12 protein-coding genes and 1 pseudogene are annotated in these 13,632 nt (G+C 56.6%); 12 read left to right on the top strand and 1 reads right to left on the bottom strand.

Translation table 11 applies throughout. The annotated features are described in order from the left end of the window. Positions 1–301: 301 nt before the first annotated feature. The 9 genes and pseudogenes from ltrA to ABD76_RS25170 all read left to right on the top strand — a co-directional run bounded on the left by ltrA (position 302) and on the right by ABD76_RS25170 (position 11,069). Positions 302–1,600 carry a group II intron reverse transcriptase/maturase gene (ltrA, locus tag ABD76_RS25210; protein WP_197253427.1) on the top strand — a complete coding sequence of 433 codons (1,299 nt, stop codon included), beginning with the start codon at positions 302–304 and terminating at the stop codon, positions 1,598–1,600. A 280-nt stretch (positions 1,601–1,880) separates the two neighbouring features. Next, positions 1,881–2,672, top strand: a complete 792-nt coding sequence (locus ABD76_RS25205; RefSeq protein ID WP_197259736.1) for an alpha/beta hydrolase — start codon at positions 1,881–1,883, stop codon at positions 2,670–2,672. A gap of 21 nt (positions 2,673–2,693) precedes the next feature. Next, a complete protein-coding gene (locus ABD76_RS25200; RefSeq protein WP_197259735.1) occupies positions 2,694–3,467 on the top strand; it encodes an AAC(3) family N-acetyltransferase in 774 nt (257 codons plus the stop codon). A 206-nt stretch (positions 3,468–3,673) separates the two neighbouring features. Next, a complete protein-coding gene (locus ABD76_RS25195) occupies positions 3,674–4,510 on the top strand; it encodes a sulfite exporter TauE/SafE family protein (protein ID WP_197259734.1) in 837 nt (278 codons plus the stop codon). Next, positions 4,507–4,866 (top strand): DUF1634 domain-containing protein, encoded by a 360-nt coding sequence (locus tag ABD76_RS25190; protein WP_197259733.1) that lies wholly within the window; start codon positions 4,507–4,509, stop codon positions 4,864–4,866. The genes ABD76_RS25195 and ABD76_RS25190 overlap by 4 nt, the downstream gene beginning before the upstream one ends. A gap of 411 nt (positions 4,867–5,277) precedes the next feature. After that, positions 5,278–8,358: a beta-galactosidase subunit alpha gene (gene ebgA, locus ABD76_RS25185; protein WP_197259732.1), complete on the top strand. Its 3,081-nt coding sequence runs from the start codon at positions 5,278–5,280 to the stop codon at positions 8,356–8,358. Between the two features lie 149 nt (positions 8,359–8,507). Further along, a pseudogene (locus tag ABD76_RS25180) lies at positions 8,508–9,520 on the top strand (LacI family DNA-binding transcriptional regulator). A 362-nt stretch (positions 9,521–9,882) separates the two neighbouring features. Then, positions 9,883–10,443 carry a C40 family peptidase gene (locus tag ABD76_RS25175; protein WP_197259731.1) on the top strand — a complete coding sequence of 187 codons (561 nt, stop codon included), beginning with the start codon at positions 9,883–9,885 and terminating at the stop codon, positions 10,441–10,443. A 17-nt stretch (positions 10,444–10,460) separates the two neighbouring features. After that, complete coding sequence (locus ABD76_RS25170; protein ID WP_197259730.1) at positions 10,461–11,069, top strand: TVP38/TMEM64 family protein; 609 nt, start codon at positions 10,461–10,463, stop codon at positions 11,067–11,069. A 118-nt stretch (positions 11,070–11,187) separates the two neighbouring features. On the opposite strand, the gene ABD76_RS25165 is transcribed toward ABD76_RS25170, so the two are convergent. Continuing rightward, a complete protein-coding gene (locus ABD76_RS25165) occupies positions 11,188–11,433 on the bottom strand; it encodes a hypothetical protein (RefSeq protein WP_197259729.1) in 246 nt (81 codons plus the stop codon). A 150-nt stretch (positions 11,434–11,583) separates the two neighbouring features. Between ABD76_RS25165 and ABD76_RS25160 the strand changes: the two genes are divergently transcribed. The 3 genes from ABD76_RS25160 to tnpA all read left to right on the top strand — a co-directional run. Next, positions 11,584–12,861, top strand: a complete 1,278-nt coding sequence (locus ABD76_RS25160) for a Tle-like phospholipase domain-containing protein (RefSeq protein WP_197259728.1) — start codon at positions 11,584–11,586, stop codon at positions 12,859–12,861. A gap of 31 nt (positions 12,862–12,892) precedes the next feature. Further along, entirely contained in the window at positions 12,893–13,177 is a 285-nt protein-coding gene (locus ABD76_RS25155; RefSeq protein ID WP_197259727.1) for a hypothetical protein, read from the top strand. 252 nt (positions 13,178–13,429) lie between these two features. Next, the coding region (gene tnpA / locus ABD76_RS25150) for an IS200/IS605 family transposase (RefSeq protein WP_197259726.1) at positions 13,430–13,632 on the top strand (203 nt) is incomplete at its 3' end.

The raw sequence follows: 13,632 nt of genomic DNA, 5'->3' as shown, positions 1-13,632 counted from the left end.
AAAAAAAGGTGAGTTTAGACGGAGCTTCCCCGGGGTCGAAGAGCCAGGCATGCATACCAATAATCACTCGGCAACTTGGGAGACCCTGACGCTCTTCCGAAGACAAGTACTCTTTAGGAACGACTTTGGGAGTATGGCGGCCAAGCGATGAAACGCAAGAAAGCCAAACGGCAGTCAGGGAGTCGGATCGCCGCATAGTACCGAAGAAGCCGATGTAATGTTGGCAGAGGGAAGGCAGGCGACACAACAATCGATCTTGTTAAGGAAACATATACTGCACAACGGAGGCAGCAGAATCAATATGGAAACCAAATTAGCAAGAATAGCAACTATGGCCAAGTCAGACCCGAATCTAAGATTCACTTCCATAGGACACCTCATCAATGAGGAAGCGCTTATAGCTTGCCACAGGAAGATGAAACCGGGGAAGGCTACAGGAGTAGATGGCATAACGAAAGAGATGTACGAGCGTGAATTGGAAGCCAACGTAAAGAATCTGGTGGACCGGCTGAAGAAGAAAAGCTACCGGCCACTGCCGGCACGAAGGACGTATATCCCCAAGGACGAGAAAAGCAGAAGGCCGCTTGGCATACCCGCTTACGAGGACAAACTGGTGCAGATGGCACTCAAACGACTGCTCGAGGCGATATATGAACAGGACTTTCTGGAAAATTCCTACGGATTTCGGCCGGGGCGAAGCATGCACGATGCGCTAAAACGGGTTACATACAACATGGAACGAGGGAAAATGGAGTATGTAGTCGATGCGGATATCTCGGGTTTCTTCAATCATGTGAACCATGAATGGTTGATGAAATTTCTGGATAAAAGAATCGGGGACCCAAACATCCACCGCCTTGTGAGAAGAATGCTCATTGCAGGGATACAGGAAAACGGGGTATTCGAACCGAGTGAAGAAGGAACCCCTCAAGGTTCTGCAGTATCCCCGCTGTTAGCGAATATTTACCTGCATTACGTGCTGGACCTATGGTTCGATGCGGCCGTGAAGAAGCAATTGAGGGGCCGAGCGGAAATGGTGCGGTTCGCAGATGACTTCGTGTGCATGTTTCAGTTCAAAGACGATGCCGAGCGATTTTATTATGCTCTGCTCAAGCGCTTGGCTAAATTCAATTTAACAGTGGCAGAAGAGAAAACAAAGATTATACGATTTGGCCGCTTCGCTGAGGCTGCAAGGAGGAAAGCCGGCCTGGGAAAGCCGGACACGTTCGACTTTCTGGGATTTACCCATTACTGTGGGAAAAGTCGAACGGGGGGCTTTCGAGTCAAACGCAAAACGAGCAAGAAGAAATTCAGGCAGAAAATAAAAGCGTTTGACGCATGGATGAAACAAGCGAGACATAAGGAACTAACCTTAACTATACCAAAGATTCGTGCGAAATTAATAGGCCATTTCCGCTACTACGGAATAACGGATAACTTCAAGAGCATAAGAACGTACGCATACTTGGTACAGAAATCCATGTTCAAATGGCTAAACCGTAGAAGCCAACGGCAGAGTTACAGCAAAGAGAAATTCTATGACCTCGTCAAACGCTGGAATCTGCCGAAGCCGCGCATCTATGTCAATATCTACGGCTAAGAAAAAAAACCATACGTTGTAAATGATTGATGTGAAGAGCCGTATGCGTTAATTGCGCACGTACGGATCTGTGAGGGGTAGGGGCTCAATCCTCGGAAGGAAAGGCCCCGCCTACTCGACCAGTTTTCCATAGGCGATGAACGAAAATGCAGGTTCCCGTCACCCAGGTTCCGGCTGGAAAACGCTTGCTTACCTTTTGCCGGGGAACGGACTATAATGGGGATAAAGCAAAGGACTGTACATAGCTGATGATGAAAGGCAGAGATTAGGAGGGGAAGGAATGGCGCTAATTACCTGCAATTATTTCTCGGAAGTGCTGGGTTTAAGCACGGCGATGACGGTCATCCTGCCGGAGACGACGGCGGGACAATACGGGATGAACAACGTCAAATCGACGGAGGTTCATAAGACGCTGTTCCTGCTGCACGGCTTGTCGGACGATCATACGATCTGGGTTCGCCGCACGTCGATCGAGCGTTATGCCGCCTTGAAGGGCATCGCGGTCGTCATGCCGCAGGTCCATCGCAGCTTCTATACCGATATGGCCCATGGGCTGCGCTATTGGACCTTCCTGACGGAGGAGCTGCCGGCCAAGGCCCGCAGCTTCTTCCCGTTGTCCGCGAAGCGGGAGGACAATTATGTGGCCGGCCTGTCGATGGGCGGATATGGCGCCATGAAATGGGCGCTCTCCTATCCGGACCGATTCGCGGCCGCGGCCAGCCTGTCGGGCAGCCTGGATGTCGCCGCTCCCGCGCTGCGGGAGCGCATTCGGGAGGATGCCCGGTTGATCTACGGCGAAGGCGACATCGCCGGAACGCCGAACGATCTGTTCCGCTTGCTGGAGCAAGCGGACCGGCATCCGGGACCGAAGCCGAAGCTGTTCCAATGCTGCGGGACGGAGGATTTTCTCTATGAAGACAATCTCCGCTTCCGGGAGGCGGTGCGGCGCACCGGCTTCGATCATACCTACAGCGAGGGCCCGGGGGATCATACATGGGAGTATTGGGACGCCCGCATCCAGGATGTGCTGGAGTGGCTTCCTCTCGGGCCGCAGGAGCAGCAGAAGGCATAACTTAGCCGAAGGAGACAGAGCATGCATACGTTACAAAGTTTGATGTCAGATCTAGAGCGGATCGGGATTGATGGGCGGGGCACGCTGCTGGTGCATTCCTCTTACAAAAGCATTGGCGGCGTGGAGGGCGGCCCGGATACGGTCCTTGATGCGCTGTCGAAGTATATGGAGGAAGGCTTGCTGGTGCTGCCGACGCATACCTGGGCCAACATCAATGCGGAGAATCCGCGGTTCGACGTCGAAAATACTCCGGTATGCATCGGCCTGCTGCCGGAGAGGTTCCGCAAGCGCCCCGGCGTCATTCGCTCCTGGCATCCGACTCATTCGGTCGCCGCGCTGGGCCGCGATGCCGAGGCGTTCACGGCCGGGGATGAACGGTTCGACACGCCGTGCGCCCGCGGTTCGGCTTGGGGGAAGCTGTTCGATCGCCAGGCGGCGATTATGCTGATTGGCGTCGATCTGCGCCGCAATACGTTCATTCACGGCATCGAGGAATGGCTGGATATTCCGGGAAGAATGACCGAGGAGCGCGAGCAGCTCTATACGGTGCTTCCCGATGGAACAGTCATCTCCGTTCCGTCGCGCAGACATTGCGGACTGAACTGGTCGGAGCATTTCTGGAAGGTAGATGACGTGCTGCGGGGGGAAGGCGCGATGACGCTCGGACGGTTCGGCGATGCGGAGGTGCGTATCTGCGATACCGTGCGGATGACGGAAGTCCTGACGCGAATGCTCCGGTCTAACCCGGATCTGTTCTCGGATAATGAACCGTTGAACGCCGCACACGCAACGTAAATCAAGAAGCCGGCAAGCCGACGCGTTCGGCGTGCCGGCTTTCGTTTTTGATCGGCGTCATCCGATACCCAAATGCTCCCTTGCTCCGATTTGCGGCCGGCAGGCGCGGCGCTTTTTTGGCATGGAAAAGAGCGGTGAGTCCGCATTCCTTGGCATCTTATGGGACATCTTAAGGTGACAGGGGAGCGAAAGGGGCATCGGATGACATGATCATGATGACGATACAATTGCTGCTCATTTCCTTGGTCGGGGGCACCGTCGGGGCCATTCTCGGCCTGGGAGGCGGCATTATTATTACGCCTGCGCTCACGCTCCTGTTCGATGTCGATATCCGGTATGCGATCGGAGCCAGCATCATCTCGGTCATTGCGACCTCCAGCGGGGCGGCGATTGCGTATTTGCGCGACCGGCTGACGAATTTGCGGGTCGGCATGTTCCTGGAGGTGGCGACGACGATAGGGGCGGTGACGGGGGCCTTCGTCGCGAGCCTGATCGCGCCGAACGTGCTGTTCATTCTGTTCGGTCTGCTCCTGTTGAATTCGGCTTATGGCATGGTGAAGAAGGTGAACACCGAGCTTCCGGAGCATACGAAGACGCATCCGCTCGCGGCTAAGCTGAGAATGAACGGCTCGTATTACGATAAAGCGCTGGGGAGGCAGGTCGATTACCAGGTGGCCAATGTATACGGCGGATTCGGCGTCATGTACGCGGCCGGCGTAATCTCCGGCCTGCTCGGCATCGGGAGCGGCAGCTTCAAGGTGATGGCCATGGACGTATTTATGAAGCTTCCGCTCAAGGTCTCCAGCGCCACCAGCAACTTCATGATGGGGGTGACTGCGGCGGCGAGCGCCGGGATTTACTTCTTCCGCGGGGATATCGACCCGAGCATCGCCGCTCCCGTCGCTATCGGCGTGCTGGCCGGCTCGACGCTTGGAGCGCGCCTGATGCAGAAGCTGAAGAGCCGCACGATCCGGCTGTTGTTTATACCGATTCTGGGCTATGTCGCCATTGAAATGATTCTGCAGGGGGTGGGCTGGATATGACTTCGAAGGCGGAGGATATTGAACTGACGGTCAGCCGCCTGCTGCGGATCGGCGTAGTGGGAGCGGGGCTGTTCATCGCCTTCGGGCTGCTTTTCTTCCTCGCTACGGGCGAGAGCGGGTATCCGGACGCCAGCTTCCCGACGACGGTGGCCGGAGTCGCCGCAGGCGTGGCCGGCTTCAAGCCCTATGCATTTATATCGCTCGGCCTGCTTCTGCTTATTCTAACCCCGGTCTTCCGCGTCGCCGTGTCCATTCTGATCTTCCTGAAGGAGGGCGACATGGTGTATGCGGGCATTACGGCACTCGTGCTCGCGATTCTGCTCATCAGCTTCGTGCTCGGACGAGCCGGACACTAATCGGGACACCCATCCGGAAGAAACCGCTCCTTGCTTCTTCCTCTTTTTTGCGGAATTTTGTCATTCGGCGCTTCTGCTTCTCCTCCCTTTTTTAAGCTTTCTCCCCCTCTCTTCCTTGTCTTTTCCCGGCCTTCCCCCTCATTTAAGTGAAAATATCCCTTCATATCAAGAAAAATTTAGTAAAATAAATTGACGCATTCTGGAGAAGTTCGTCGGATTTTCGGGTAAATATTTTAGTAAAATAAATTGATTTTGTTTTACTTCGGTGATACATTTACTGTGTATCCGATGACAAGAGCGAGCTTACATCACGTTTTTCGTTTTCGTTTTACGTTGTGAAGGCGGGATTTATAAGAAGCTTCTGTTTACGATCGATCGCAGCCCGATCAATCTTATGGGGAGGGTTCATTTATGCGTCGCAGAAAAGTATGGGAAGACATCGGCATCGTCCACCGGAACCGGATGGAGGCAAGAGCTCATTTCTACTCTTACCCAAGCCGGGATCGCGCCTTGACGGGCGAGCCGGCGTATACGCATCATTTCAAAAGCTTGAATGGCATCTGGCAGTTCCTCTTCCTGCCCGCGCCGGAATATTCGCCGCCCGGCTTCGAGGCCGCCGACTATGACACAGCCGGCTGGAACGATATCCGCGTGCCGGGCAACTGGCAGATGCAAGGCTATGGCCGCATGCACTATTCGGATCTGTGGTACAACTTTCCGATCAATCCGCCGTATGTGCCGACCGATAATCCGACCGGCATTTATAAACGTTCCTTCCGGATTGGCCAGGAGTGGCTGGAGGACGGGCAGCAGGTTATTCTGCGCTTCCATGGCGTCGATTCGGCCTTCCATCTCTGGGTGAACGGTGCGGAGGTCGGGTACAGCAAGGGGGCGCGCCTGCAGTCCGAGTTCGACGTTACCGGCTTCGTGCGGGCGGGGGAGAATCAACTGACGGTCCGAGTGTATCAATGGTCGGACGGAACGTATCTGGAGGATCAGGATATGTGGTGGTTGAGCGGCATTTTCCGCGATGTCGATCTGTATGTCCAGCCCCGGAGCGGCATCCAGGATGTGGCCGTAGTCACGAAGCTGGACGGCGCCTATACGCAAGGCGTCTTGCAGGTGACGGCGAAGCTTCGCCATCCCGGCGCCGAACTCGCGCTCGCCTACGAGCTGCTGGACGATCGGCGGCGGACGGTAGCGGAGGGCGAGGTGCCGGCGGCAGCGGAGGAGGTGCGGTTCGAGGCGGAGGCGGCGCAGCCGAAGCTGTGGAGCGCCGAGACGCCGGAGCTGTATACGCTGCTGCTGACCGTCAAGCGGGGGAATGACATTGTCGAGGTCGTTCCGCAGCGGGTCGGCTTCCGCCAGATTGAGCGGCGCGGCTCCACCTTCACCGTCAACGGCGTAGCGATCAAGTTCAGGGGCGTTAACCGCCATGACGCCCATCCGTTGACCGGCCGCGTCGTCTCGCGGGACGATATCGAGCAGGACATCAAGCTGATGAAGCAGCATAACATTAATGCGGTCCGGACGGCTCATTATCCGAACTCCCCGTATTTGTACGATTTGTGCGACGAGTATGGCTTGTACGTCATCGATGAGACGGATTTGGAGTGCCATGGCTTCGAACTGACGGGGGACTACAATCGGATCTCCGACGACCCGGCCTGGGAGCGGTCCTATGTCGACCGGCTGGAGCGGATGGTGCAGCGGGACAAGAACCATCCGAGCATTATCATGTGGTCGCTCGGCAACGAATCCGGCTTCGGCTGCAACTTCCGCGCGATGGCGGCGCGGGCGCGCGAGCTCGATCCGACGCGTCTCATTCACTACGAGGGGGATCGGGAGGCGGAAGTGACGGATGTCTATTCGACGATGTACACCTGGCTGGAGCATCCGGATCGGAAAACGATGCAGCATATTATCGAGACCTCGGACAAACCGCATATTTTATGCGAATACGCGCATGCGATGGGGAACGGTCCGGGCAATCTGCGCGAGTATCAGGATTTGTTCGACGCGCATGACAAGCTGCAGGGCGGCTTCGTGTGGGAGTGGATCGACCACGGAATTCATACCGCAGCGGAGGACGGGCGGGTCTATTACCGCTACGGCGGCGACTTCGGCGACGATCCGACGAACGGCAACTTCTGCATCGACGGCCTCGTCATGCCGGATCGAACGCCGTCGCCCGGCCTGCTGGAGTATAAGAAGGTCATCGAGCCGGTGCGAACGGCCGAGGTCGATCTGGCGCGGGGCATTATCCGCTGCGAGAATAAATACGATTTCGCCTCCCTTGATCATCTTGATCTGTTCTACAGCATCGTGAAGGACGGAGAAGCGATCCGGACGGGCCGGGCTTCGGTGGCCGGCATTGCCGCCCGGACGGCGCGGGAGCTTGCGCTTGATTACTCGCTTGACGATGTAGAGCCGGAGGCGGGCGCCGATTATTATCTTAACTTGTCCTATGTATTGAATCGGGATACGGCCTGGGCGTCCCGGGGACATGAGGTGGCCAATGCCCAATTCCTCCTGCCGCTGACAGCGGAGGCGGTGACGGTGCGGCCGGCGGGCGCGCTGGATCTGGAGGAGCGTCATTGCGAGCTGATCGTGCGGGGCGAGGACTTCGCCATCACCTTCGATACCGTCAAGGGGCGGATCTCCTCCTGGACCTACAACGGCTGCCGGGTAGTCGAAGCCGGACCCCGGCTGCAGTTCTGGCGGGCGGCTATCGATAATGACATGTACCTGGTGCCTGACTATAAGCAGAAAACCTTCGTGCATCTGATGCATGAAGTCGTGGAGGAAGTCGCCTACGAAAGGTGCGAAGAAGAGTGCATTCATGTCCGGGTGCATACGATGAACGCCCCGACCAATGCTTCATGGCATTACCAGTCGGTATACGAGTACCGCATCTATGGGAACGGCGACGTCCTGTTCGAGGTGCGGGGCGTTCCCGGCGGCCATCTCCACAATGCGCCGGAGATGCTGCCTCGCATCGGCGTGAAGCTCCGGATCAACAAGCAATGCGAGTTCGCGAAATGGTACGGGCGCGGCCCCGGCGAATCGTACGCCGACTCGAAGGAAGCGAACCGGTTCGGCGTGTACGAACAGACGGTGGACGGCATGTTCACCCCGTACGTGACGCCGCAGGAGAACGGCAATCATACGGAGACCCGCTGGGTCCGGCTGGCGGACCGGTACGGCATCGGCTTGATGGCGGTTGGTTATCCGAGCGTGGATTTCAGCGCTTCCTATTATGAAGCCGGCGATCTGGACGCTGCCAAGCACACCATCGATCTGCGGAAGCGCGATTATATCGTCTTGAACCTGGACTACAAGCAGAACGGGCTCGGCTCCAATTCATGCGGACAGAACCAGCTCGCCCGCTACCGCTGCGGCTTCGAGCCGTTCCATCTGAAGCTGAAGCTGTCCGTCTATTCCAATAAAGTCATTTCCGATGCCCGCAAAGGGAAGGAAATCATATTGTAAGCAGCCGTTCAACCCGCTATCCTCTAGATAGCGGGTTGTCTGCTTCCACGTCGTGGCAACCGCTATTTATTTACTAAAATAATTGTCTATTTACTAAAAAACGGAGTACAATGAGGGATATCAGGCATGCAAATTAGGGAGTGAACAAGATGTCAACATTGAAGGATATCGCGGAAAAGGCGATGGTATCCGTCTCGACGGTATCCAGAGTATTGAATTACGACGAGACGCTCTCCGTGTCGGAGGAGACCCGGCGCCGCATCTTCGAAGTGGCGGAGGAGCTGGAATATACGAAGCACAAGCGGGGGGCGCGGACGGAGGAATCCGCCGCTTCGTCCGGGGAATCCGCCGAGGCTGCAACCGTCGGGCTGCTGATGACGTATCCGCGCAGCGAAGAATTGAACGATCCTTACTATTTGACGATGCGTCTGGCGATCGAGGCTGCGGCCAGGGATTATCAGGTGCAATGGTTCGCCGGCTTCCAGGACGAGCTGGAGCTGGACAGCGGCCCGGCGGACGGCTATATCGTCATCGGGCCGGTGCAGCGGGAACAGGTGAGCCGGCTTGCGTCGGTAACGTCGAATCTCGTTTTCGTCGAGCCGGTGCCGTGGGACAACCGCTTCGATATCGTCATCGCCGATCTTCACGATGCGATGGAGCAGATGCTGGCCTATGTGCACAGCTTGGGCCACCGGGACATCGCTTACATCGGCGGGCGGGACGATGACGGATATGACGGCGCGGATCGAAGGGAAGAAGCGTATGAGCGGTGGATGCAGAAAAGGGGTTGGTATGACCCGCAGCGGGTTCGAATCGGGCGCTTCTCGGCAGAGGACGGGTACCGGTTGACCCGCGAGCTGATCGAAGCGGGCACTCGCTTCACGGCGGTGCTGGCGGCGAATGATTCGATGGCGATCGGGGCGGCGCGGGCCCTGCGGGGCTGAAGGTGCCCGCCGATGTCAGCGTCGCCGGCTTCAATGATATTACCGTCGCCCAGTTCATGACGCCATCCTTGACGACCGTGAAGCTCCATAGCGAATTCATGGGCCGCACGGCGCTGGAGCTGCTGCTCGAGCGCATCCGGACGAAGCGCGCCATCAGCAAGAAGGTCATCATTCCGGCGGAGCTGATGATACGGGAAAGCTGTGCGGCCGTCCGCTAAGGCCGGCATCTCGCCTGCATGGCAAAGATGACATATATAGCAGGGGCCTGTGATTAATGTTATAATCTCCACAGCAAACAATGGATGCGGCAGCGGAAATGCGGGCCGCGGGCGGGCTTAGACCCGTATGCCGCCCGACCGCAGCGGGGTTTGCGGCAAGCATGTAGAGGGAACTGTGAATGCATGCTTGTCATACTATCTTCCGGCTCGTCCCCGACAATGGTCTAGGTCGAAGCCGGTCGCGGGATTGTGTTACTGCTTCCGCCGCTCCAATACAATAGAAAAGGATGATTCAGCGGGCCGAGCCGCCGGCATAAGCTCTTCATTCATTCTTTATTGAAATTAATCACAGGTTGGTGAGCATGGTGGACGAGAGAAAGATTTATATCCTTCTTACCGACACGGGCACGATCTTTTCCAAACTTATCCGGCTTTATACGAAGGCTCCGCTTAATCACGCGTCGATCGCGCTCGATTCCGAGCTGCGGGAGGTGTACAGCTTCGGCAGGAAGCATCCGCTCAATCCGTTCCATGGCGGCTTCGTCAAGGAGCGGGTGCAGGGCTACCTCGTTCGGACCGAGAATCGTCCTACGCAATGCGCGCTGTACTCCTGCACCGTAAGCCCGGAGATCTATGAACGGATCCGTCTGCGCCTGAAGCAGATGGAGCGGAATCCGGATCAGTACAAATATAATCTGCTTGGCCTGTTCGGCATCATTTTTAATATACATATCCGCCGGGAAAATGCTTATTTCTGCTCCCAATTCGTTGCCTCCATGCTCCAGGAGCATGGAATGTGCGTTGTGGACAAGAGCTGGGTATGGGTGACGCCGGAGGATTTCCGCCATTCTCCGTCCCTGCAGCTCGTCTATCGGGGCGATTTGCGGACCAAAGTGCGTCATAAGAGGCGGAAGTACTCATAGAAGACAAAGGAGTCATCATGCTGGATTGGTTGGAACGTACCTATCACTATTTGTCGCAGCTTGACATGGAGCAGATTCAAGCCCTGCTGGAGAAATATTCTTCGCTCGGCCCCATCCCGGGGATCGCCCTGCCGATGGTGGAGGCGCTGCTGCCCTTCTTGCCGCTGTTCATCATCGTCGCGGGCAATGCATCCGCCTACGGCTTGTGGCTCGGCTTCATCTATTCGTGGCTCGGAACGGTCGCGGGAGCGCTGCTTGTCTTCCTGGCCGCGCGCCGGTTCGGGGGGAGATTCAGCACTTATTTGTCGGCGAAATACCCGAAGGCGGAGCATTTCTTCTCATGGATTGAACGCAAAGGCTTTACGCCGCTGTTCCTGTTGTATTGCTTTCCGTTCACCCCCTCCTTCTTCGTTAATATCGCGTCGGGCGTAAGCAATGTGCCGAAGCGGATATTTATCGCCGCCGTCGTGCTGGGCAAAGGGGTTATGGTGTTCATGATGTCCTTCGTCGGCCATGATTGGCAGGGCTTCATCTCTCATCCATGGCGCCTGCTCGTGGCGGCGGCGGGATTGTTCCTGCTGTGGTATCTTGGCAAGAAGGTTGAAAAGCGCTATCAAATCCAATAAGCGGGCGGCCATTGTCCAATATCCGTCACGTTCAACATCCGCAAGCCTGCCGCTTCTCGAGAGCGCAGGCTTGTCGCTCTATCTCCGCAAAAGGCAATGAGGGCCCTCATCAAGGCCCTCATTCTTCCGGTCTTACCGTGCTGATCACTTCGAATGTCTTATAATTCACCTGCGCGTACACTTCCTGATCCGGCTTGCCGTGAACATTCCCGTACAGAGCCAGATTGTCGGACACATATTCAGGCTGGAACTCATGCCTCGTCCAGTCGACCTCCAGGCCGTATCGATCCTTGAAATATTGCGTCCCGACGGCCATCGCCTTGTCTACCTCCGCTTGCCGCTGCTCCTCTGCAGGCTGCTTCATTTCCGCACCACATCCTATAAGAAATGCAAACATCAGGAACAAAAAACCTGTAAAGAGGAAATTTTTTCGTACCAATGGCTTCACTCCTACAGGAAATCTTCTATAATAAAATATTATAACATCCAATTTTATGAAATAAAAGGAGTGTATATGGCGAAAGGAAACCATATTTCTGACAAGGATTATGTACGCATGTCCGGCTCCGCCTATGATGACCTTCCCCCAGGCCGCTACGATGGAGCCGCAGGATCATGGAATGTCATCGAGCCGAAGGACGCCAAGCTTCATGACTCCTACTCCGGATTCGATGCGGCCGTCTTCCGGAACAAGGATACGAATCAGATTGTGGTCGCCTTCCGCGGGACGGAACCGAAGGGCGGATTGTCGCGCACCGTTCCCGACGTGCTGACGGATTATCACGATATCGTCAAGGGGCGCTTCAAGGAGCTGGAGGAGACGTACAGCTCTCCCGTCAAGACGGCCATGGCATACTTGAACCCGTTCAGAAACGCAGGATCGGAGCATATTCAATACAGCACAAATCAATTCCGGCGGGCGGATCAACTGGTTGAGGCGCTAAAGGAGAAGTATCCGAATGCGGAGATCTCCCTGACCGGCCATTCGCTGGGCGGAGCCCTGGCCCAGTACGCGGCGGCCAAACACCAGGTCGAAGCCGTCACCTACAGCGCGCCGTCGGTCATGAACCTGCTGCCGGACGATTTGGCGAAGCAGGCCAAGCAAGGGAAATTCGACGATCTGATTACGAATTACGTCAATCCGAAGGATGCGATCGGGGCGGGAGCGCTCAGCGAATACGAACGGCATGTCGGCTCCACCTACTACATCAACAATGACTACGATACCGCCAACCGGGAATATGAAGGGGGCCTCGGGGCGGCCCGGCGGCTGAAGGATACGCCCTTCGGCGTGAATCACCACTCCATGAAGCATTATAAGTTCGACGAGGACGGCAATATCAGCAACGAGCTGGTGAACCGGCTGACAGGGGAGCGGCTCAATGCTTCGCCTCGCCTGCCGCTGATTGACCGGCTTGCCCCGGATGGGCTGCCTGCCCTGTTCGCGGGCGCGATGGCGGGCCAGCCGCTCTTCGCTTCCCTTCAGGCATCCGGCCTGCTCGGCGGCTCGGGAGGCGGGCTGCTGCAGCTCCGGCCGGAGGAGCTAATGCAGGTCGCCCGCACGCTGCTGGACCATGTCGAGCAGTTCCACCATGAAGCAGGGGCGGCGATGGGCACGATTGCGCAGCTGCTGCATACGAGCCAGAGCCGGCGCCTCGCGGCCATTACGGAGGCGGCCAGCCAAGATCTGCGCAGCACGAAGGAATGGTACGCCGCGGCGGCCCGCGATATGGCGGAATATATCGGGCGCAAGGCGCAGGAGTTCCATCAGGCCGATATGGGCCTGGCGTAGCCATGATGACTGACGAAGGAGGCGCTAATCGATGCAGCATCGCATATTGGCCGAGCTGAATGACCTGCGCCGCTCTGTCCGGGAGATGGAGCAGCTCATTCAGCGTCTGGCCCAGAATGAACAATATATTCACGGTCAGGTGCAGCGGATTGCCGATTGGAAGGGCGAATCCGCCGACGAGCTCCGGGAGCGGTTCATGGCGTTCCGCCAGGAGCTGTCGGCCCGGCAGCAGACGCTGCGCCTGCGGCAGCAGGAGATTGCCGCCTATATCGCGGATATGGAGCGTGTCGACGCCTCCGCCGGACGGCTGGGTTAGCCTCCGTCCGCTGCCGCACGGATAAGCTGTGCCGGGGGGGGGATGGACGATGGCCCCGGGAAGCGCGATAACATAGGGAAGGACCCGTCATGGCTGGCGGGTCCTTTTCGTTTGGGCTTTAGCCAGTTGAGTGCGTGAAACGCACGAAACAAAAAACCACCCGCTATGCGGGTGGAGGGATCGAGGGTTTGACCAACAAGACCATCCCGATAAAATTGAGATGTTCAGGCTCAATGAAAGGAATGGTCTTAGATGGCAAACAAGAACTATAGTCTAGCTCACACAAAGTGGATGTGCAAATACCACATTGTATTCACCCCGAAGTATAGACGGAAAGAGATCTGTAATCAAGTGAGGAAAGATTTGAACGAAATCTTCAAACGTTTATGTAAATACAAGGGAGTGGATATATTAGAAGGTCACATGATGCCAGATCATGTACATATGTTAGTAGC

The organism is Paenibacillus dendritiformis (assembly GCF_015845845.1).
Taxonomy (GTDB): Bacteria; Bacillota; Bacilli; order Paenibacillales; family Paenibacillaceae; genus Paenibacillus_B; species Paenibacillus_B dendritiformis_C.
The sequence above is the reverse complement of the archived record's forward strand: the minus strand, read 5'-3'. Positions and strand labels throughout refer to the sequence as shown.